The organism is Rhodopseudomonas sp., assembly GCF_013377015.1.
Lineage (GTDB): Bacteria > Pseudomonadota > Alphaproteobacteria > Rhizobiales > Xanthobacteraceae > JARJEH01.
In genome coordinates this window covers 57,872-78,584 of record NZ_JACABA010000003.1, presented here as the reverse complement: position 1 = coordinate 78,584, position 20,713 = coordinate 57,872, and the positions used below count along the sequence as shown (strand labels likewise).

18 protein-coding genes are annotated in these 20,713 nt (G+C 65.2%); 11 read left to right on the top strand and 7 right to left on the bottom strand.

The window, feature by feature from the left end:
* Positions 1-110: 110 nt before the first annotated feature.
* The 3 genes from HXX15_RS15490 to HXX15_RS15480 form a co-directional block, all read right to left on the bottom strand.
* Complete coding sequence (locus tag HXX15_RS15490) at positions 111-407, bottom strand: type II toxin-antitoxin system HicB family antitoxin (RefSeq protein WP_296517105.1); 297 nt, start codon at positions 405-407, stop codon at positions 111-113.
* The gene (locus HXX15_RS15485; protein ID WP_296517102.1) at positions 404-3,001 is read right to left on the bottom strand and encodes an ATP-dependent helicase; all 2,598 of its coding nucleotides are present in this window, start codon (positions 2,999-3,001) and stop codon (positions 404-406) included. Before HXX15_RS15485 ends, HXX15_RS15490 begins: the two co-directional genes overlap by 4 nt.
* A gap of 133 nt (positions 3,002-3,134) precedes the next feature.
* A complete protein-coding gene (locus HXX15_RS15480) occupies positions 3,135-3,647 on the bottom strand; it encodes a thioesterase family protein (protein WP_296517101.1) in 513 nt (170 codons plus the stop codon).
* An 84-nt stretch (positions 3,648-3,731) separates the two neighbouring features.
* On the opposite strand from HXX15_RS15480, the gene HXX15_RS15475 reads away from it, so the two are divergent.
* Positions 3,732-5,150, top strand: a complete 1,419-nt coding sequence (locus tag HXX15_RS15475) for an FAD-linked oxidase C-terminal domain-containing protein (protein WP_296517099.1) — start codon at positions 3,732-3,734, stop codon at positions 5,148-5,150.
* A gap of 135 nt (positions 5,151-5,285) precedes the next feature.
* Positions 5,286-8,984: an AsmA family protein gene (locus HXX15_RS15470; protein WP_296517096.1), complete on the top strand. Its 3,699-nt coding sequence runs from the start codon at positions 5,286-5,288 to the stop codon at positions 8,982-8,984.
* An 84-nt stretch (positions 8,985-9,068) separates the two neighbouring features.
* On the opposite strand, the gene HXX15_RS15465 is transcribed toward HXX15_RS15470, so the two are convergent.
* The 4 genes from HXX15_RS15465 to HXX15_RS15450 all read right to left on the bottom strand — a co-directional run bounded on the left by HXX15_RS15465 (position 9,069) and on the right by HXX15_RS15450 (position 11,794).
* Entirely contained in the window at positions 9,069-9,332 is a 264-nt protein-coding gene (locus HXX15_RS15465; RefSeq protein ID WP_296517094.1) for a ribbon-helix-helix domain-containing protein, read from the bottom strand.
* Positions 9,329-9,517, bottom strand: a complete 189-nt coding sequence (locus tag HXX15_RS15460) for a DUF4169 family protein (protein WP_296517597.1) — start codon at positions 9,515-9,517, stop codon at positions 9,329-9,331. Before HXX15_RS15460 ends, HXX15_RS15465 begins: the two co-directional genes overlap by 4 nt.
* 267 nt (positions 9,518-9,784) lie before the next feature.
* Positions 9,785-11,203, bottom strand: a complete 1,419-nt coding sequence (gene fumC, locus HXX15_RS15455) for a class II fumarate hydratase (RefSeq protein WP_296517092.1) — start codon at positions 11,201-11,203, stop codon at positions 9,785-9,787.
* An 87-nt stretch (positions 11,204-11,290) separates the two neighbouring features.
* Positions 11,291-11,794: a ClpXP protease specificity-enhancing factor SspB gene (locus HXX15_RS15450; RefSeq protein WP_296517089.1), complete on the bottom strand. Its 504-nt coding sequence runs from the start codon at positions 11,792-11,794 to the stop codon at positions 11,291-11,293.
* 300 nt (positions 11,795-12,094) lie between these two features.
* Between HXX15_RS15450 and HXX15_RS15445 the strand changes: the two genes are divergently transcribed.
* From HXX15_RS15445 to hflC, 9 genes are all read left to right on the top strand, one after another.
* Entirely contained in the window at positions 12,095-12,691 is a 597-nt protein-coding gene (locus HXX15_RS15445) for a chromate transporter (protein WP_296517086.1), read from the top strand.
* Positions 12,688-13,224: a chromate transporter gene (locus tag HXX15_RS15440; protein WP_296517084.1), complete on the top strand. Its 537-nt coding sequence runs from the start codon at positions 12,688-12,690 to the stop codon at positions 13,222-13,224. Before HXX15_RS15445 ends, HXX15_RS15440 begins: the two co-directional genes overlap by 4 nt.
* Before the next feature lie 98 nt (positions 13,225-13,322).
* Positions 13,323-13,823 carry a tripartite tricarboxylate transporter TctB family protein gene (locus HXX15_RS15435; RefSeq protein ID WP_296517082.1) on the top strand — a complete coding sequence of 167 codons (501 nt, stop codon included), beginning with the start codon at positions 13,323-13,325 and terminating at the stop codon, positions 13,821-13,823.
* A gap of 7 nt (positions 13,824-13,830) precedes the next feature.
* Entirely contained in the window at positions 13,831-15,348 is a 1,518-nt protein-coding gene (locus tag HXX15_RS15430) for a tripartite tricarboxylate transporter permease (RefSeq protein WP_296517080.1), read from the top strand.
* Between the two features lie 578 nt (positions 15,349-15,926).
* Positions 15,927-16,883, top strand: coding sequence for a tripartite tricarboxylate transporter substrate-binding protein (locus tag HXX15_RS15425; RefSeq protein WP_296517596.1), 957 nt, complete (start codon positions 15,927-15,929; stop codon positions 16,881-16,883).
* A gap of 167 nt (positions 16,884-17,050) precedes the next feature.
* Complete coding sequence (locus HXX15_RS15420) at positions 17,051-17,845, top strand: thymidylate synthase (protein WP_296517077.1); 795 nt, start codon at positions 17,051-17,053, stop codon at positions 17,843-17,845.
* Positions 17,846-17,847: 2 nt separating this feature from the next.
* On the top strand, positions 17,848-18,372 hold the full coding sequence (locus HXX15_RS15415) for a dihydrofolate reductase (protein ID WP_296517075.1): 525 nt from the start codon (positions 17,848-17,850) through the stop codon (positions 18,370-18,372).
* Positions 18,373-18,527: 155 nt separating this feature from the next.
* Entirely contained in the window at positions 18,528-19,673 is a 1,146-nt protein-coding gene (gene hflK / locus HXX15_RS15410) for an FtsH protease activity modulator HflK (protein WP_296517074.1), read from the top strand.
* Positions 19,670-20,581, top strand: coding sequence for a protease modulator HflC (gene hflC / locus HXX15_RS15405; protein ID WP_296517072.1), 912 nt, complete (start codon positions 19,670-19,672; stop codon positions 20,579-20,581). Before hflK ends, hflC begins: the two co-directional genes overlap by 4 nt.
* The last annotated feature ends 132 nt before the right edge of the window (positions 20,582-20,713 follow it).

Sequence of the window (20,713 nt, the reverse complement as noted above, 5' to 3'; positions counted from 1 at the left end):
CCGAACCGCGGGGGTTCGGGCGGGGCAGGCAAACGCAACCCGCGGGCGCGGAATGGCTACATAGGAACGCGGGCGCGCATGCGCAACCGTGCCGCAGTCGGCCGCCGGAGCTATTCCGCTGCGTCGACTGGGAATTCGACCACGACGACGATGGCGTCCTTGGCAGCTTCGATGAATTCAGGGTCTTCGCGCAACTGATCCATGCTGCGCGGCGGCTTCAGGCCGCGCGATCCGTCGTCATTGGTCCAGTCCTCGGCCGCGAAGGTCAGAGCCTCCTCGGCTTCCTCCATCGCTTCCTCGACGGTGTCGCCCGCGGTGATCAGCCCGGGAATGTCGGGAAACGATACTGTGAAGCAGTCGTCGGCGTCCTCGTGGATCAGGGCGATGTAGTGCAGCGTTGAACTCACACCCGCTCCACGAAACTATCGACCACCTTCTTCTCGCCGGCCTTTTCGAACGCGATGGTGAGTTTGTTGCCGTCGACCTTCACCACCAGGCCATAGCCGAATTTCTGGTGGAAGACCCGGTCCTGTAATGAGAACTCTGACGTCGCGCCGGTGGATTTCGCCACCAGCTCGCCCTCGATAGTCATCGGACCGCGGCGCGCAAAGCCGGCGCCCGGTGCGTCGCTGCGCGAACCGCCGAATGGAGACTGGCTTTCGTTGAAGCCGCCGCCGGCCTGGCCGCCGGAGCCGCGGCTGCGTTGCGCCTGGGCGCGCTGCCAGCCCGGGGTCGTGTAGCTGGAGCCGAAGGATTCGACATTGTCGAACCGCGACGGGCCGTAGCCGCTCATGCCGCCCCAGCCGGAGCCGCCTTTCGACTCGGTGATCTCGACATTGTCGGCCGGCAATTCGTCGAGAAAGCGCGACGGCAGCGTGGTGTTCCAGGTGCCGTGAATCCGTCGGTTGGTGGCGAAGTACAATTTCGCCCGCTTGCGGGCGCGGGTGATGCCGACATGGGCGAGCCGGCGCTCTTCCTCGAGCCCGGCGCGGCCCTGATCGTCGAGCGCGCGCTGATGCGGAAACAGGCCTTCTTCCCAGCCGGGCAGGAACACGCTGTCGAATTCCAGTCCCTTGGCGGAATGCAGCGTCATCACCGACACCGCGTCCTCGTCGGCGCCGCCCTCGCGGTCCATCACCAACGAGATATGTTCGAGAAAGCCTTGCAGGTTTTCGAATTCTTCCATCGAGCGGACCAGTTCTTTCAGGTTCTCCAGCCGGCCAGCGGCGTCGGCGGAGCGGTCCTTCTGCCACATCTCGGTGTAGCCGCTCTCGTCGAGCACGATCTCGGCGAGTTCGGTATGCGATTTCACATCGCGCTGGCCGCGCCAGCGGTCGAACGACAGCATCAGGTCGCGCAGGCTGCCGCGCGCCTTCGGCTTCAGTTCGTCGTTCTCAACGATCGCACGCGCCGCTTCGGACAGGGGGATCTTGCGCTTGCGGGCGTGATCGTGCAGCAGCTGCACGGTGGCGTCGCCGAGGCCGCGCTTCGGTACATTGACGATGCGCTCGAAGGCGAGGTCGTCGGCCGGCGAGTTGATCACCCGCAGATAAGCCAGCGCGTCGCGGATTTCGGCGCGCTCGTAGAAGCGCGGGCCGCCGATCACCCGATAGGGAAGGCCGAGGGTGACGAAGCGGTCTTCGAATTCACGCATCTGGAACGAGGCCCGCACCAGGATCGCGATGTCGTTGAGTTTGTGGCCCTCGCGCTGCAGCTGCTCGATCTCTTCGCCGATCGCGCGGGCTTCTTCTTCGGAATCCCACGAGCCGGTGACGGTGACCTTCTCGCCATCGACGTCCTCGGTGCGCAGCGTCTTGCCGAGCCGGCTTTCATTATGCGCGATCAGGTGCGAGGCGGCGGCGAGGATATGTCCGGTGGAGCGATAATTGCGCTCGAGGCGAATGACTTTCGCGCCGGGGAAATCGTGTTCGAAGCGCAGAATGTTGTCGACCTCGGCTCCGCGCCAGCCATAGATCGACTGATCGTCGTCGCCGACACAGCAGATGTTTTTGGGCGGCGCGGTGGCGGCAGGCGCCTCGGCCTCGCCCTTCGAGACGCGCGGGCTCTGCCCGCGCTCCTCAGGGTGAGGGACGAGGTCGGTGTGTGGGTCTGCCACGTCCTCGACGCCCTCATCCTGAGGAGCCGCGCGACGCGCGGCGTCTCGAAGGATGGGGGATGGTTGCGAACTCGGCGCCTGCGCCAACAGCCGCAGCCAGAGATATTGCGCGACGTTGGTGTCCTGATATTCGTCGACCAGGATATATTTGAAGCGGTTCTGGTATTGCCGCAGCACGTCGGGATGCTCGCGGAACAGCCTGATGTCTTCCAGCAGCAGGTCGCCGAAATCGGCGGCGTTGAGGATCTTCAGCCGCTCCTGATAGGCGTCATAGAGCTTGCCGCCCTTGCCATTGCCGAACACCGCGGCTTCGCCGGCGGGTACTTGCGACGGCGTCAGCCCGCGGTTCTTCCAGCCGTCGATCAGCCCGGCCAGCATCCGCGCCGGCCAGCGCTTGTCGTCGATGTTTTCCGCCGCCAGCAATTGCTTCAGCAGCCGGATCTGGTCGTCGACATCGAGCACGGTGAAGTTGGATTTCAGCTGCACCAACTCGGCGTGAACGCGCAGGATGCGGCCGCCGATCGAATGAAAGGTGCCGAGCCACGGCATGCCCTCGACCGCCTGGCCGAGCATCTGCCCCAGCCGCAGCTTCATCTCGCGCGCCGCCTTGTTGGTGAAGGTCACCGAGAGAATCTCATTGGGGCGGGCGCGGCCGGTGGAAAGGATATGGGCGATCCGCGAGGTCAGCACCCGGGTCTTGCCGGTGCCCGCGCCGGCCAGAACCAGCACCGGTCCCTCGAGCGTTTCGACCGCCTCGCGCTGCTCCGGATTGAGGCCCGACAGATATTGCGGCACGGCCTGCGCGCGCGCGCGCGCAGCGATGCCACCGGCGGCGGGCTGATAGCCGGGCAGATCGTTGTCGGTGCGCTTGATCGGTTCAGTCATGCGAATCGTCTGTCGTCCGACGGTGGCACCGCGGGCCCGAGAAAGGGAGCGTCATAGCAAGATTCATTGGCATATAGGGTTTTGCGGGGCCGCTGCACAGGGTTATCCCGGCGCGCCCGCCGGCTACCCGGATCTAGCCTCGCTTCGAGGGCATCGCGATGCTGCGTCCGATGCCCTCGGGCCGGGCGACGCCAGCATGTGATGCGGCCAGCGTATCGACGCGGGTGCGGATATCCGGCGGAAACGGCGCGGTCTTGCGTGCCGACATGTCCATGTGAATGGTCATGTTCTCCGAGGTGGCCGACAGCCAGCCTTCGGTGGCGTGGCGCAGTTCCTTGAACGTGTGCAGACGTTTCTCATCGGCGGCGACCAGCAGGATCGAGACCTGCGCCGGATCGCCGAGATGGATCTCGCGCAGATAGCGGACGTGGCATTCGGCGGTGAAGGTCGAGCCGCCCCGGGTCTTCATGTATTCGGGGCCAATGCCGAGCTTCAGCCACAGCTCGTCGATCGCGCGGTCGAACATTACGTTGTAATAGGCCATGTTGAGATGGCCGTTGTAGTCGATCCAGGCGGGTTCGATTTGCATCACCGAGGTGAGAAAAGGCGCCGGCAGCAGCGCGAGGTCGGCGGCAGGGCTCGTCATTTGCTCTCCATCGAAAGACCATCCATCCTCCCTTGACCCCTTTGGCGTCCTTTGTCACGGTCGTTCGTTACCGGAGGATTTGCCGTGGGTCTGACCATCACCAATATCCCGAAACGTGCCGAGCCGCAGGCGGTGGCCGCCGCCATTGAAGCGCTCGCCGCGCGGTTCGGCAACCGCCTGGTGACCTCGCAGGCGGTGCGCGACCAGCACGCCCACACCACCACCTGGCTGCCGTCGCAGGCGCCGGACGCGGTGGTGATGGCGCAGGAGACCGCCGACATCCAGGATGTGGTGCGGATTTGCGCCAGGCATGTCGTGCCGGTGATCGCGTTCGGCACCGGGACCTCGCTGGAAGGCCAGGTCAACGCCCCGGCCGGCGGCGTCTGCATCGACCTGCGCGACATGAACAACATCCTGGCGATTCATGCCGAGGATCTGGATTGCGTGATCCAGCCCGGCGTCACCCGCAAGGCGCTGAACGAGAATCTGCGCGACCAGGGCGTGTTCTTTCCGATCGATCCCGGCGCCGACGCCTCGATCGGCGGCATGGCCTCGACTCGCGCCTCCGGAACCAACGCGGTGCGCTACGGCACCATGCGCGACAACGTACTGGCTTTGAAAGTGGTGCGCGGCGATGGCGAAATCATCACCACCGGCACCCGCGCCAAGAAATCGTCCGCTGGCTACGACCTGACCCATCTGTTCGTCGGCGCCGAAGGCACGCTCGGGATCATTTCGGAACTCACCATCAAGTTGCGCGGCATCCCCGAGACCATCGCGGCGGCGGCGTGCTCGTTCGAAACCGTGCAGGGCGCCTGCCAGGCGACCATTTTGGCGATCCAGACCGGGATTCCGGTGGCGCGGATCGAGCTGCTCAGCGAAGCCCAGGTGCGGGCCTGCAACGCCTATTCGAAGCTGACGCTGCCGGAAACCCCGCTGCTGCTGCTGGAATTTCACGGTAGCGAGATCGAGGTCGCCGAGCAGTCGAAGAATTTCGCCGAACTCGCCAAGGATTGCGGCGGCGGCGAATTCACCTGGACCACCAGGCCGGAGGATCGCACCAAATTGTGGCAGGCGCGGCACGACGCCTATTGGTCGGTGAAGGCACTGCGCCCGGGCGCCGGCGTGGTCGCCACCGACGTCTGCGTGCCGATCTCGCGGCTGGCCGATTGCGTGGTGGAGACCGAGGAGGACCTGAAGCGGCTAGGTCTGTTGGCGCCGATCGTCGGCCATGTCGGCGACGGCAATTTCCATTGCTCGCTGCTGTGCGACGTCGATGACGCCGACGAGATGGCGCGCGGCGAGGAATTCATGCACCGGCTGGTCGAGCGGGCGCAGGCGATGGACGGCACCTGCACCGGCGAGCACGGTATCGGGCAGGGCAAGCAGAAGTATCTCAAAGCTGAACTCGGCATCGAGGCGATCGAGGCAATGCGCGCGATCAAGCAGGCGCTTGATCCGCAAAACATCTTCAATCCCGGGAAGATCCTGCCGCAAGCCTAGGCATAGGCTTCGCTTTCTGGTTTGCAGGAACGGCCCGGCAGTTGCTGTGAGTTCGCCACAGTTACACGCTTTGCGTTGATGTAACTAAGTTATTGCTTCAGACCAAAGGGCGGCGATCCGCCCGGGGGAGACCGCGTGCAGACGACGCTGCTCGGCTTGGCGATGGCGTTGATCCTTGCGCTGATCGCCGCCTTGGTGGGTCCGTATTTCATCGACTGGAGCCAGTTCCGCGGGCAGTTCGAGGCCGAGGCGACGCGGCTGATCGGCGCGCCGGTTCGCGTCGCCGGTGCGCTCGATGCGCGGCTGTTGCCAACCCCGACCTTGCGGCTGCGGTCGGTGGCAGTGGGCGGCGCCAATGATCCCGGCCGGGTCCGCGCCGACAAACTCGACGTCGAATTCAGCCTCGGCGCGTTGATGCGTGGCGAGTGGCGCGCCGACCAGCTCACCATCAACGGCTTCGCGCTGGATCTCGGTCTCGACGCGCAAGGCAAGCTCGACTGGCCGGCCTCGGGCCTGTCCAATCTAGCCGGACTCACGGTGGATCGGTTCAATCTGACCGGCCGGATCGCGCTGCATGACGCCGCCAGCCGCTCGACCGTCGAGCTGAACGACATCGCTTTTAGCGGCGAGCTGCGCGCTCTGGCCGGCTCGTTGCGCGGCGACGGCAATTTCCTGATGGGCGGCGCCCGCTATCCGTTTCGCCTGGTCTCGGGCCGCGGCACCAACGGCAACAGCACGCGCCTGCATCTGACGATCGATCCCGGTGCGCGGGCGCTATCGGCCGATCTCGACGGGCTGGTGACGTTCGAGGCGCGGTCGCCGCGATTCGACGGCACGGTGATGCTGGCGGCGCCGGCGCCGGCCAGGGCCGACCCCGATCCGTCGCGGACGCCGTGGCGCGTCTCGGCGCGGGTCAAGGCCGATCCCGCCGCCGCCCGATTCGAACAGCTCGAAACCCTTTATGGTCCCGACGACAGGGCGCTGAAACTGTCCGGCGACGGCGAGCTGCGCTTCGGCGCGTCGCCGCGGCTGCATGCCGCGCTGTCGGCGCGACAGCTCGACGCCGACCGGCTGCTGGCGAAAGACGGCGCCGCAGCCGATCCTGCGCCATGGCCATCGCAATTGCGCGGCCTGGCCCGGTCGCTTCCGCAACCCGCGCTGGCGACGCAGATCGAGATCAGCGCCGAGCAGATCATGCTGGGCGGGCGCCCGGTGCAGAACGTCGTCGCGGATCTGCGCTCCGACACCCGGTCGTGGATGCTCGAGCGGCTGGAGTTGCGCGCGCCCGGCGGATCGCAGCTGGCGCTGAGCGGCGGAGCCGCGCCGGGGGCTGCCGATGGTTTCAAGGGCACGCTGAGTATTGATTCCGCCGATCCGGATCTGCTGGCGGCGTGGCTGCAGGGGCGCGGCGACAGCGCCGGCCGCGTGCCGAAACCATTGCGCGCGCGGGCCGCGATCAGCATGGCCGCGGATAGCGTACTGATCGATGCGCTGAAAGCCGAGCTCGACGGCGGCACGCTGCAAGGACGGATCGCGCTGAGTAGTCCGGCGCCCGGCCGGGGCTCGCGGGTCGAAGCCGCGCTGAAAGCGGATCGGCTCGACCTCGATGGCTCGATCGGTCTGCTGCGATCTCTGGCCGGTCCGTTGGCCGAATGGCCCGACGAAGCCGTGCTTTCTCTCGATGTCGCTCGCGCCACCGCGCGGGGCCAAGTCCTGCAGCCCGTGGTGGCGCGGCTGCATTATGGGCCGGGCGCGATCGCTCTGGAGCAGTTGAAGATCGGCGCGGCCGACGGCCTGATGTTGCAGGGCGAGGGCTCGTTTGACCGTGGCAATAGCACCGGCCATTTGCAGTTGAACGCGACCGCGGCGTCGTTGGGACAATTCGCCGGCGCGATCGGTTCGATCGCGCCGATGGCGGCGGCGCGGCTCGCCGCGATGGGCGAGACACCTGGCGCTACGCGGGCGACGCTGGCATTCGACCTCGACGCCAAGCAGGCGGCACCTGGCCGCGTCAACGCTCGTGCCACGGTCGAGCTCGACTCGCCGCAACTGAAGGGCACCGCCAGCCTCAGCGCGAAGCCTGCGATCGCCGATCTTCGCGCTACTGATCTTGATGCGCTATCGCGCGGCGAACTCACTCTGGAGACCAGACTGACGGCGGAGCGCGGGCAGGCGCTGCTGGCGCTGCTCGGTCTGGAGCGCGCGATCGCGGCCAGCGAGGGGGCGGCGCGGCTGGAGGCGTCGGCGACCGGGGCCTGGCGGGCGCCGTTGCGGCTCAAGCTTCACCTCACCGGCACGGAGCTCGACGCCGAGGCCGAGGGCAGCGCCGAGCCATGGGCAGTCGAGCCGAAAGCGACGCTGAACCTCAACGCGCACCGGCTCAGCGTGGCGCCGCTGCTGCAGCTCGAAGGATCCGATGCGAGCGCGGCAGCGATCAGCCTGACGTCGCGGCTGGAGGTGGCGGGCGACAAACTGACCTTCAACACCATCAACGGCAGCGCCGCCGGCTCGCAGCTTCGCGGCCGGGTTGCGGTGACGCTGGGCGACGAGATTGCGGTCGAGGGCGAGGCGGGGGTCGACACGTTGGCGCTGGCGCCGGCGTTCAGGCTGGCGCTCGGCGCCGCCGGCAGCAATCAGGCCGCCCCGCTCGGGCGCGGATTGCTGCGCGGCTGGCGCGGCCGGCTGGCGTTCCAGGCGCTGCGCGGCGTGCTGCCGGGCGGCTCCGAGCTGCAGCCGATCGGCGGCGTGATCCGCAGCGACGGCCGCTCACTGACGGTCGAGTCCGGCGGCAAACTCGGCGGCGGCGAGGCCAAGGTCGACATCCACGCGCAGCCATCGGAGGCCGGCGTTGCGCTAAATCTGCGATTGCAGCTGGCCGGGGCCGATGCCGCCGCGCTGCGCTATCGCGCGCTGGCGATGCCGGCCGGACGCGTCGCGATGCGGATGACGCTGGACAGCAGTGGGCGCAGCGCGGCGGCACTGGCCGGCGCGTTGTCCGGTGGCGGAACGGTGTCGCTGGACGCGGCGCGAATCGCCGGGCTCGATCCGGCAGCGTTCGAGGTCGCGATTCGCGCCGGCGATGCCGGGCAGCCGGTCGACGCCACCAGCCTGGAACGGCTGCTCGCGCCGCTGCTGTCGGCGGGCGCGCTGCCGGTCGCGGCGGTGCAAATTCCGTTCAGCCTGAAGGACGGCCAGCTCCGTGTCCCGCCAACCACGCTGGACTCCCCGACGGCGCGGGCCGTGGTGTCCGGCGGCTACGATATCCCGGCCGATCAGGTCGACATCCGCGCCACCCTGACCTCGACCACAGTGACCACCATTTCGGTGCGCCCGGAGATCCAGCTGTTCGTGATCGGCCCGCCCGATGCGTTGGTCCGTAGCGTCGACGTTTCGGGGTTGTCGTCTTGGCTGGCAGTTCGGCGGATCGATCGCGAAACGCAAAAGCTTGAATTGCTCGAGCGCGAAGCTGCGCCGCCAGCGCCGCTGCCTGCCTCGATGCCGCCAAACAATGCGACGCCACCGAAGTCATCGCCGCCGATTATCGGCCCGCAACCGGCCGAAACCTCCGTTCCCCCGATGATCAAGCCGCCGCCGAGGGCACCCGATCAGCCGGTGGCGAATGTGCCGGTGCCGGAACGCGATCCGCGCGACGCCGTGCCGAAGACGCGCCTCCAACCGCCAAGCGCAACGGTTCCGCCGCAGGCTTCGCGCCCGACCGCCGCCCGCGAGCAGGCGGCGCCATTGCCGCCGCCAATCGAGATTCGTCCGGCGCCTGGCGATGTGCGTCAGCCAAGGCGGCGGCCACTGACGATCGCGCCGCAGACATCTCAGTGAGCGACGTCTTGGCGCGCGAGATCCTACATCCGGTGCACTGCTCGCAATCGCAGCGCCGCGACAAGGAAGGTCCGAACCGCCAGGTTAGTGTGCGGTCAGGCCTTCTGACTTGATTTCCGCGACCGGCTTCACCGCGCGGGTGCGGAAGTAGTCCAGCACGAACAGGCGAATCGCCGAGGACAAATTGCCCTGCTGACGATTGCCATCGATCTCACCGACCAACTCGGACAATGTCATGTCCCGCAGGCTGGAGATTTCCTTCATGCCATTCCAGAACGCCTCTTCGAGGCTGACACTGGTCTTGTGGCCCGCGACCACAATGGAGCGTTTGACGACCGGCGACTTCATGACGCGTCCTCGCCACCGAGCCTGTGTTGATTGAGCAAATCGTTCGCGCGGCTGGTGCGTTGTTCGTCGAGGGCGCGCTCGGATTTGGTGCGGCCGAAACGCGCACGATTAGCGTCGGCGAGCTTCGCGGATTGATCGCGCGTCGCTCGTTTCTTGAATCGTTTCAGGTTGACCACGTCCGCCACGCTCGCCCCCATCATCCAATAGATCGGTAACGCGCGACGTTTCCGGTTCGGGCTGAATTGCACCAGACCATCGACGGCTCGATCACCATCAGAAACAGATCCTCATCGCTCTCGGTTGCTGCTTGAGAATTAGTCTCCGCGAAACGGGAACTACCAATCCCAGACTGCAACGCCGCGACACCAGTTGATCAATCTGTACGAGCAAGGGATATGATTTGCATCAATTTCCCAAACGGCATTTTCTAGGCCAGACGCTGCAAAATCGCTCTATCCGGGATGCGTCATTTTGTCCGGGCGGACCAGGCGGTCGAATTCCGCCGCGGTGACCAGCCCGAGCCGGACCGCCTCCTGCTTCAAAGTGGTGCCGCGTTGATGGGCAGTCTTGGCGATCATGGCGGCGTTGTCATAGCCGATCTTCGGCGCCAGTGCCGTCACCAGCATCAACGAGCGTTCCATCAACTCCCGAATCCGGGCCTCGTCCGCCCTTATTCCATCGACGCAATGCTCGGTGAACGAGCGCGCGACGTCGGCGAGCAGTCCGATCGATTGCATCATGCCGTGCGCCATCACCGGCTTGTATACATTTAACTCAAAGTGTCCCTGACTGCCGGCGACGGTGATCGCGGTCTGGTTGCCGAACACCTGGCAGCAGACCATCGTCATCGCCTCGCACTGCGTCGGATTGACCTTGCCGGGCATGATCGACGAGCCGGGCTCGTTTTCCGGCAGGATCAATTCGCCGAGGCCGGAACGCGGCCCGGACCCGAGCAGCCGGATATCGTTGGCGATCTTGAACAGGCCGGTGGCGACTGCGTTGATCGCGCCATGCACGAATACATAGGCGTCGTTGCTGGCGAGCGCTTCGAACTTGTTCGGCGCGCTGGTGAACGGCAGCCCGGTGATCGCGGCCGTGCGCTTGGCGAACAGCTTGGCGAATCGCGGTTTGGCGTTGAGACCGGTTCCGACGGCGGTGCCGCCCTGTGCCAGCGGATACAGATCCTTCAATGCGGTGCGCAGCCGCGCGATGCCGCTGTCGACCTGGGCGGCGTAGCCGGAAAACTCCTGTCCCAGCGTCAGCGGGGTGGCGTCCTGGGTATGGGTCCTGCCGATCTTGACGATGCCGGCGAACGCTTTTTCCTTGTTGCGCAGGGCGCCGAGCAGGGCGGTCAGCGCCGGAACCAGATCGGCGACGATGGCTTGCGCCGCGGCGATATGCATCGCGGTCGGAAACGAATCGTTCGACGACTGACTCATATTGACGTGGTCGTTGGGATGCACCGGCTTCTTGGCGCCGCGCTCGAAGCCAAGCAATTCATTGGCGCGGTTGGCGATCACCTCGTTGAGATTCATGTTGGTCTGGGTGCCGGAACCGGTCTGCCACACCACCAGCGGAAAATGGTCGTCGAGCGTGCCCGCGATCACTTCGCGCGCGGCGCGGGCGATGGCGCGGGCGCGGCGCTGATCGAGCAGGCCGAGCTCGTGATTGGTTTCGGCGGCGGCGAGCTTGACGATGCCGAGCGCGTGAATGATCCCGATCGGCATCCGATCGTGGCCGATGCGGAAGTTTTGCCGCGACCGTTCGGTCTGGGCGCCCCAATAGCGATCCGCCGCAACGTCGATGGCGCCGAAACTATCGGTTTCGCTGCGGGTCGGCTGCGGCGCAGACGGTCGTGGTGAGCGGGCCATCGGTGCTGTCCGTCGTCCTGCGACTCAGTTGCGCGTAACCATTCAGTCGGCAACGCAGTCGCCGGCAGACAGATCGCTCCGCGCCGATTATTTCTTGCGGAAGCGGTCCAGCCGCACCACCTCGGCGCCTTCGCTCGGCTTCGCTGGTTCGTCGCCGGCTTCGGCTGGCGCTGGTGTAGCGACCGCAGGCGCCGCCGCGGCCGGAACATTCGCGGCCGGGGCTTCGACGGAACCCTCCGTGGGTTCGAATTGCAGGCCGAACTGCACCGAGGGATCGAAGAAGCTCTTGATCGAGCTGAACGGCACCACGAGTCGCTCAGGAATGCCGCCGAATGACAATCCGACCTCGAAACGGTCCTCGGTCACCACCAGATCCCAGAATTGATGCTGGAGAATCACCGTCATTTCTTCCGGATACTGCGCCAACAGCCGCGGCGACAGCTTCACGCCGTCGGCGGTGGACAGGAAGGTGATGAAGAAATGATGCTCGCCGGGCAGCCCGTGCTCGGCGGCGTCGGTCAGGACGCGGCGCAAAACCCCGCGCAATGCATCGCGCGCAAGGACATCGTATCGAATGTGGTCGGTCGCCATGGCCTTGGTCCCGTCGCTCGCCTATCAAACGCTGATCGGGCACCGACGTCGGTGGCTCCGACTCGCGCCTGACCAGAATGGTACTCCGACAACCGCCCGAGGTCAGCAGGGATCGGCGCTCCGAACCGCAATTCAACCGCGCAAGCGCTGACGGACGGCCCCGATCCGCCAATATAGGGTGCAAGGCACAGCGAAGAAAGTGCGGCAATTCAGCCATTTGCCCATTGTAACCGGTGGCGATGGCCGAATTCCGTCAAAATACCGTTTGGTCGGCTGCGACCGCCGTTCTAATCCTTCCAAATGGCACTAGATTCACCTCCAGCCGCGGTTCCTGCGGCGGCTCCGCCGGCCGCCGCCGCGCCGCAATTGCTGGAATTGTTCGTGGCTTTCGCCAAAATGTCGCTCGCCGGCTTCGGCGGCGTGCTGGTGTGGGCGCGGCGCTCGATCGTCGAGCAGCATCGCTGGATGACCGCGGACGAGTTCAACGAAACTTTCGCGCTCTGTCATTTCCTGCCCGGACCTAACGTCGTCAATCTCTCGGTGGTGTTCGGATCGCGCTTTCGCGGTATTCCCGGCGCGATCGCGGCGTTCGTCGGGCTGCTCGGTCCACCGGTGGTGATCGTCACGATTCTCGCGGCGCTGTACGCCCGCTACGGCGAGTTCGATGCGCTGCGACGCGCGCTTGCCGGGGTGTCCTGCGTCGCCGTCGGTCTGCTATTCGCGGTGATCTTCAAAATGCTGATGCCGCTGGTGCGCAAGCGCGATCCAATCGCGCTGGTTCTGCTGGCTGGGGTATTCGTCGCGGTCGGGTTGCTGCGCCAGCCGATGCCGGTGGTGCTGGCGGTGGCGATCCCGGTCAGTATCGGGCTCGCCTTCGCAAGGCGGCGGGCGGCATGAACGACACCGGGGTCGGCGCCCTCCTGACTCTGGCCTGGACCTTCGGGCTGATGTCGCTGCTGGCGATCGGCGGCGCCGCCGCGGCGATCCCGGAGATCCACCGCGTCGTCGTCGAATTGCGGCACTGGATGACCGACCTGCAATTCGCCGATGCGTTCGCGATCGCGCAATTGTCGCCGGGGCCCAATGTGCTGATCGTGACGCTGATCGGCTATCAGGTCGCCGGCATCGCCGGTGCGTTGGTAGCGACGCTGGCGATGTGCGTTCCGACCGCGACGCTGGCCTATTTCGTCAACAGGCTGCTGGCCCGCTCCAGCCATTCGCGCTGGCCGTCGGTCATCCAGGCGGCGCTGGTGCCGTTGTCGATCGGGCTGATGAGCGCCAGCGGGCTGATCCTGGCGCTGACCGCGGATCGGTCGCTGGCCGCGGCGATGATCACCGCGATGACGGCGCTGCTGGCGTCGACCACGCGGCTCAATCCGCTGTGGCTGTTGCTGGCAGGCGGATGCCTAGGCTTTGCTGGCGTTCTCTGACGAAACTGGCTAGGCAAGAGAAAGTTAGCCGCAAGCGCTATGCAAACAACACGGGCGAAAAGCCTTGGACTGGGGAAGCCCTTGGACTGGGGGAGCCGATGAGCGACGTGCCGAGCCATAGGCCGGACCACTCTATTTTTCCGAAATGGGTCCGCGGGCCGCAGGACTTTGTCGGCGGATTGGCGTTGATGGCGATCGCGGCGTTCGCACTGTGGGCATCGAGCGACCTGCAGGGCATGCACGGCTTTTCGTTCGGCGCCGGGACTGCGCCGCGGATATTCGCCGTGTTGTTGCTGGTGTTGGGCGCCGCGATCACCGCCACCGGAATTCTGACCGATGGCCCGGCGCATGCGACCTATGCCTGGCGCGGCCCGCTATTCGTGTCGCTTGCGATCCTGGCGTTCGCGGCCTCGATCCGGCCGCTCGGCCTGGTCGTCGCAGCCTTCAGCAGTTTCATGATCGCGGCGCTCGGCACGCCGGAGACGCGATGGAAGGAAACCATCGTCGTCGGCATCTGCCTGACCGCCGGGTGCAGTCTGCTGTTTCCTTATGCGCTGGGGCTGCCGCTGCAATTGCTCCCGTCATTCCTGACCCCATGAGTGCGTGATGATGGATCTGTTTTCCAATCTCGCGCTGGGTTTCGGTGTTGCCCTCACGCCGATCAATCTCGGCCTCTGCCTGATCGGAGCACTGGTCGGCACCCTGGTTGGCGTGCTGCCGGGGATCGGCACCATCGCCACCGTCGCCATGCTGCTGCCGATCACCTTCGGGCTGCCGCCGGTCGGCGCGCTGATCATGCTGGCCGGCATTTATTACGGCGCGCAGTATGGCGGTTCGACCACCTCGATCCTGGTCAACATTCCGGGCGAGGCGACCTCGGTGGTGACCACGCTCGACGGCTTCCAGATGGCCAAGCAGGGCCGCGCCGGGCCGGCGCTGGCGATCGCGGCGATCGGCTCGTTCTTCGCCGGTTGCGTCGCCACCGTGCTGATCGCGGTGCTGGGCGCGCCGCTGACCAAACTCGCGCTGGCATTCGGCCCGGCGGAATATTTTTCGCTGATGGTGCTCGGCCTGATCTTCGCAGTGGTATTGGCGAAAGGCTCGGTCTTGAAGGCGATCGCGATGATCGTGCTCGGCCTGCTGCTGTCGATGGTCGGCTCCGACATCGAAACTGGCGCCTCGCGGATGGCGTTCAACATTCCCGAACTCGCCGACGGGCTCGGCTTCGCCACCGTGGCGATGGGGGTGTTCGGATTCGCCGAAATCATCCGCAATCTCGACGCCGGCGCCGAGATGGACCGCGATCTGGTGCAGCAGAAGATCACCGGACTGATGCCGACGAAAAAGGACCTGATCGATTCCGCGCCAGCGATCTTGCGCGGCACGATTCTGGGCTCGATCCTCGGCATCCTGCCGGGTGGCGGCGCGGTGATCGCGTCGTTCGCCGCCTACACCTTCGAGAAGAAGATCGCGCGCGATCCGTCGCGGTTCGGTCGCGGCGCGATCGAAGGCGTCGCGGCGCCCGAGAGCGCCAACAACGCGGCGGCGCAGACCTCGTTCATCCCGCTGCTGACGCTCGGCATTCCGCCGAACGCAGTGATGGCGCTGATGGTCGGCGCGATGACCATCCACGGCATCGTGCCGGGGCCGCAGGTGATGCAGAACCAGCCGGAACTGGTGTGGGGCATGATCGCCTCGATGTGGATCGGCAATCTGATGCTGCTGGTGATCAATCTGCCGCTGGTCGGGATCTGGGTGCGGCTGCTGCGGGTGCCGTATCGGCTGATGTTTCCGGCGATTGTGGTCTTCTGCGCAATCGGGATCTATTCGATCAACAACGCGCCGGTGGATGTGGTGCTGGCAGGCGCATTTGGCCTGCTCGGCTATTGGCTGATCAAGCACGAGTTCGAGCCGGCGCCGCTGCTACTCGGCATGGTGCTGGGGCCGTTGATGGAGGAGAACCTGCGCCGCGCGCTGCTGATCTCGCGCGGCGACGCCACGGTGTTCCTGACCCGGCCGCTGTCGGCCTATCTGCTGCAGATCGCGATCTTCCTGCTGGTGATCGCGATCTTGCCGAATGTCCGAAGGCGCAGAGACGAAGTATTCGTGGAGTCGGAAAGCTGATGTCGCGGATCCGCGGCGGCGGCGAGGGAGCAATTTAATGCAATTGTTTGACACCTGGTTGGGCTTCCTCGGATGCATGTGCGGTCTGATAGCCGCAGCGATCTGGAACTGGCCGGCGATCCGCTCCGCGGCGATCGGATTTGCGGTTGGCATTGCAGTGGTGATGGTCGTGAACCTGGTCGCTCCATCGCCCGCCCCCTGTCTGCAGTCGGCGAAGGGATGGGACGTCTGGCGCGCGCACTTGCTATGTTCGTAACGCGTTCTCCGACAAAGCGAGATCCGGCCTGCCTTGAAAAGATGCTTCCAAGCGGATAATTAGGCGCGCATTCCGAGCACATATCCTGTTACTAATCAGGGACGGCGCGGTCGTAATCTGAAGCAGCGGGATCTGCGATTTTCGGTATTGGGTCGCGGAGAACGTGAACCAGGGCGTTGATCCCGCGCAAGTGCACGGCTGCGCCGTATTTCGAAGTCGATTGGACGCGGCGCGCTGTTGTTAATTCAATATTGTCGATCCGATTTTGCCTGTTGACGTTGAAATTTGGCGGAGACGTGTCGTGTATTTCCTCAGACGGCTGATGGTGATCGCCTGTGCGGCGGTCGTGGCTGCATCGACGGCAGTTGCGGAGTCCCAATTCTATCCGTCGCACGCCATCACGATGATCGTGCCGTTCGCGGCGGGCGGCCCGACCGATGTGGTCTCGCGGATCGTCGCCGAGCATATGGCGAAAGCGCTCGGCCAGGACATCGTGATCGACAACATCGTCGGCGCAGGCGGCACCATCGCAACCACCCGCGTGGCGCGCGCCGCCAATGACGGCTACACGTTGATCACCGGGCACATGGGAACCCACGGGGCGGCGGTGCCGCTGTATCCGAATCTGGCCTATCGTCCCGACGCCGATTTCGAGCCGGTCGCGCTGCTGGCTGGGACGCCGATCGTGATCGTCGCGCGTAAGGACTTTCCGGCAAACGACCTGCAACAATTCGTTGCCTATCTGAAGGCCAATACCGCGACATTGAACGTCGCGCATGCGGGCGTCGGCTCGGTCTCGCATGTGTCCGGCGAACTGTTGAACTCCATCCTCAATATCAAGCCGACCGGTGTGCCGTTCAACGGCACTGCGCCGGCAATGAAAGCGCTGGCCGCCGGTCAGATCGATTACCTCTGCGACCAGATCGTCAATGTCGTGCCGCAGATCAATGCCGGAACCATCAAGGCCTTTGCGATCGCCGCGCCCGAGCGCAACCCGGCGCTGCCCGAGGTTCCGACCACGGCTGAGGCTGGGTTGCCGGCGTTCCAGGTTCAGGCATGGAATGCGATCTTCGCACCCAAGGGAACTCCGGCGCCGATCATTGCCGCGCTCAATGCGGCGGTGGGCAAGGCGCTCGACGACGACGAGGTTCGCAACCGGCTTCTCGCTCTCGGCAGCGTGATCCCGGGTCCTGCGGAACGCACGCCGGAGGCGTTGATGGCGCTGGTGCGGGGCGAAATCGCCAAATGGACCCCGGTTTTGGGGCATGCCGGCAAATGATCGCTGACGAAACCGGTTGACGACCGGCGCAGCGCCGGCGTCCCAGCCTTGTCGTTTGCGGGTGCAAGGAGCATTTTCAGGGGTAGAGAATTCACTCGTAGCCGAATCGCCGCCGCCCGATTGCGGCGAGGGCGGTTCGTCTCATTCAGCCCCGAGTCCCGCCGACCATGAATCAATACCACGACCTGCTCGAACGCATCCTCAGCGACGGCGCCGAGAAGCACGACCGCACCGGGACCGGAACACTATCGGTTTTCGGGCATCAGATGCGGTTCAATCTCGCCGCCGGCTTTCCGATTCTGACAACCAAGCGGTTGCCGCTGAAGGCGATCGTGCATGAGCTGCTGTGGTTTTTGAAGGGCGACACCAACATCAAGTATCTCAAGGACCACGGCGTCTCGATCTGGGACGAATGGGCCGACGCCAATGGCGACCTCGGTCCAGTCTATGGATCGCAATGGCGCTCGTGGCCGTCCGCCGACGGCCGCAGCATCGACCAGATCGCCAATGTGGTCGAGATGATCAAGCGCAACCCGGATTCGCGGCGGCTAATCGTGACGGCGTGGAATCCGGCCGAAATCGACCGGATGGCGCTGCCGCCATGCCACTGCCTGTTCCAGTTTTATGTCGCGAACGGCAGACTGTCGTGCCAGTTGTATCAGCGCTCGGCGGACGTGTTTCTCGGCGTGCCTTTCAACATCGCTTCCTATGCGCTGCTGACCATGATGGTGGCGCAGGTCACCGGGTTGAAGCCCGGTGATTTCATCCACACGCTGGGCGATGCGCATCTGTATTCCAATCATTTGGAGCAGGCGCGGCTGCAACTGACCCGGCCGACCCGCGAACTGCCGGCGATGACGATCAATCCGCAGGTGACGGACATCTTCGGCTTTAAGTACGAGGATTTTTCGCTGCAGGGCTACGATCCGCATCCGCACATCAAGGCCGAGGTCGCGGTGTGACCATGACGGTCAATCCTGCCATCACCCTCATCGTCGCGGTCGCCGAGAACGGCGTGATCGGCTCGGCCGGCGCGATGCCGTGGCGGCTGAAATCCGACTTGCAGCACTTCAAGCGGCTGACGCTGAACAAGCCGGTGCTGATGGGGCGCAAGACGTTTCAGTCGATCGGCCGGCCGCTGCCCGGGCGAACCAATATCGTGGTCACCCGCGACGCGAATTTCGCCGCGGCCGGCGTTGCGGTGGCGAGTTCATTCGCCGCCGCCGAGGCGATCGCATTGGGTGATGCGCTGCGGCGTTTTGCCACCGAGATCGTTGTGATCGGCGGCGCCGAGATTTTTGCGCACTGGATCGATGCCGCCGAGTGTATCGAATTGACCGAAGTCCATGCGCGGCCCGAGGGCGATACCTATTTCCCCGCGATCGATCCCGAACGCTGGGAGGAAGTCGCGCGCCGCCTTGTTGCCGCAACGGCCGATGACAGTGCCGATTTCTCCTATGTGACCTATCGCCGCCGCAAGCCGCGTTAACCGTCCGATACCGATGATTGCATTGACAATCGCCGGTTTGAGCTTAGCTGGATTCGGGCGACGACCTGCGTTGTAACGGTCGGGACTGTCCCCTATAAAGCCGTGCAGAACTTGCGAGCCGGCCCTTATCCCGGGCCGCGCGGAGGAGACTTTGAATGCCGTGGAAGAATCAAGGCGGAGGCCCGTGGGGTTCTGGTCCCAAGGGGCCATGGGGCTCGGGTCCGCAATCGTCGGGGCCAAGGCCGCCCGATCTTGAAGACCTGCTGCGTCGCGGCCAGGACCGGCTGCAGCAGCTGTTGCCCGGCGGCTATTTCAGCAGCCTCGGGATCGCGATCGCGCTGGTCGGTGCGCTGGCGATCTGGGGATTGTCGGGCTTCTTCCGGGTGCAGTCCGAAGAGCTCGGCGTGGTGCTGCGATTCGGCAAGCATGTGCGGACGGTGCAGCCCGGTCTGAACTATCACATACCCTATCCGGTCGAGACCGTGCTGCTGCCGAAGGCGCTGCGGGTTTCAACCATCAGCATTGGCATGACCCTGATCAACGATCCGTCGCGGCGCGGCGCGACGATGCGCGACGTTCCGGAGGAAAGTCTGATGCTGACCGGCGACGAGAACATCGTCGACGTCGACTTCACCGTGCTGTGGCGAATCAAGCCGGACGGCGTCGGCAACTATCTGTTCAACATCCAGAACCCCGAAGGCACAGTGAAGGCGGTGGCCGAAAGCGCGATGCGCGAAGTGATCGGCCGCACCAACATCCAGCCGATCCTGACCGGCGCCCGCACCACGATCGAGGCCGGCGTCCAGGATCTGATGCAGAAGACGCTGGATAGCTACGGCGCCGGCATTCTGGTGCAACAGGTGCAGATGCAGAAGGTCGATCCGCCGTCGCAGGTGATCGACGCGTTCCGCGACGTGCAGGCCGCCCGCGCCGATCTCGAGCGGCTGCAGAACGAAGCCCAGACCTATGCCAACCGCGTCGTTCCCGACGCCAAGGGCCGGGCTTCGCAAATCGTCCAGGTTGCCGAAGGCTACAAGGGGCAGGCGGTCGCCGAGGCCAAGGGCCAGAGCGCGCGCTTCCTCGACGTCTATGAGGAATACAGGAAGGCGCCCGACGTGACCCGACAACGGATCTATCTCGAGACCATGGAGCGCATTCTCGGCGGCGCCCAGAAGCTGGTCTATGACGGCGGTGGTGCCGGCTCCCAGGGCATCGTGCCCTATCTGCCTTTGAACGAACTGACGCCGCAAAGTCCGGCGGCAGCCAAGACGGCGCAGCCGCAGAGCGGAGCTACCCGATGAAGGCCGGAATTGCAGGGATTGTCGCGCTAATCTTGCTGTTGGTGCTGATCGTCGTTGGTTATGCATCGGTGTTCACCGTGACCCAGACCGAGCAGGTGTTGCTGGTGCGGCTCGGCGAGCCGGTCCGCGTCCTCACCGAGCCGGGGCTGCATTTCAAGGCGCCGTTCATCGATACCGTGATCAGCATCGACAAGCGGATCCTCGATCTCGAAAACCCGTCGCAGGAAGTGATCGCCTCGGACCAGAAGCGGCTCGTGGTCGATGCCTTCGCACGTTATCGCATCAAGGATGCGCTGCGGTTCTACCAGAGCATCGGCTCGATCCAGGCCGCTAACATCCAGTTGACCACGCTGCTGAACGCATCGCTGCGCCGGGTGCTCGGTGAGGTCACCTTCATCGAGGTGGTGCGTGACCAACGCGAGTCCCTGATGAACAAGATTCGGGACCAGCTTGACAAGGAAGCCGCCGGCTACGGCATCTCGGTGGTCGACGTTCGGATCCGGCGCGCCGACCTGCCGGAGCAGAACAGCCAAGCGGTGTATCAGCGGATGCAGACTGAGCGGCAGCGCGAGGCTGCCGAGTTCCGCGCCCAAGGCGGTCAGAAGGCGCAGGAAATCCGCTCCAAGGCCGACCGCGAGGCGACCGTGATCATCGCGGAAGCCAATTCGCAGGCCGAGCAGATCCGGGGTACCGGCGACGCCGAGCGTAACCGGCTGTTCGCTGAGGCCTATGGCAAGGACGCCGACTTCTTCGCCTTCTATCGCTCGATGTCTGCCTACGAGCACGGACTGAAGAGCAACGACACCCGGTTCCTGCTGCGACCGGATTCGGATTTCTTCAGGTTCTTCAGCAATCCGTCCGGCAAGGCCGCGGCCAAGGCCGAGGCGACCGCGGCGCCGAAGCCGTAACGGTTTCGTCGGGGCCACGGCAGGGCGGCGGCCGGGACGCGGTTTTGCGTTCCCGGGCGCCGTCGACTAAAAGGTGGCGTTTTGGGAGGCTTGCCTCGCACGACAACGAAAATGTTGCGGGGGGAACGCCGC

Coding starts and splice junctions, on each gene's coding strand:
- HXX15_RS15480 (WP_296517101.1), bottom strand. CDS start 3,647: ATGACGAGCCCTGCCGCCGACCTCGCGCTGCTGCCGGCGCCTTTTCTC.
- HXX15_RS15450 (WP_296517089.1), bottom strand. CDS start 11,794: ATGGCGACCGACCACATTCGATACGATGTCCTTGCGCGCGATGCATTG.
- HXX15_RS15435 (WP_296517082.1), top strand. CDS start 13,323: ATGAGCGACGTGCCGAGCCATAGGCCGGACCACTCTATTTTTCCGAAA.
- HXX15_RS15485 (WP_296517102.1), bottom strand. CDS start 3,001: ATGACTGAACCGATCAAGCGCACCGACAACGATCTGCCCGGCTATCAG.
- HXX15_RS15415 (WP_296517075.1), top strand. CDS start 17,848: ATGACGGTCAATCCTGCCATCACCCTCATCGTCGCGGTCGCCGAGAAC.
- fumC (WP_296517092.1), bottom strand. CDS start 11,203: ATGGCCCGCTCACCACGACCGTCTGCGCCGCAGCCGACCCGCAGCGAA.
- HXX15_RS15425 (WP_296517596.1), top strand. CDS start 15,927: ATGGTGATCGCCTGTGCGGCGGTCGTGGCTGCATCGACGGCAGTTGCG.
- HXX15_RS15440 (WP_296517084.1), top strand. CDS start 12,688: ATGAACGACACCGGGGTCGGCGCCCTCCTGACTCTGGCCTGGACCTTC.
- HXX15_RS15420 (WP_296517077.1), top strand. CDS start 17,051: ATGAATCAATACCACGACCTGCTCGAACGCATCCTCAGCGACGGCGCC.
- HXX15_RS15445 (WP_296517086.1), top strand. CDS start 12,095: ATGGCACTAGATTCACCTCCAGCCGCGGTTCCTGCGGCGGCTCCGCCG.
- HXX15_RS15430 (WP_296517080.1), top strand. CDS start 13,831: ATGATGGATCTGTTTTCCAATCTCGCGCTGGGTTTCGGTGTTGCCCTC.
- HXX15_RS15465 (WP_296517094.1), bottom strand. CDS start 9,332: ATGAAGTCGCCGGTCGTCAAACGCTCCATTGTGGTCGCGGGCCACAAG.
- hflC (WP_296517072.1), top strand. CDS start 19,670: ATGAAGGCCGGAATTGCAGGGATTGTCGCGCTAATCTTGCTGTTGGTG.
- hflK (WP_296517074.1), top strand. CDS start 18,528: ATGCCGTGGAAGAATCAAGGCGGAGGCCCGTGGGGTTCTGGTCCCAAG.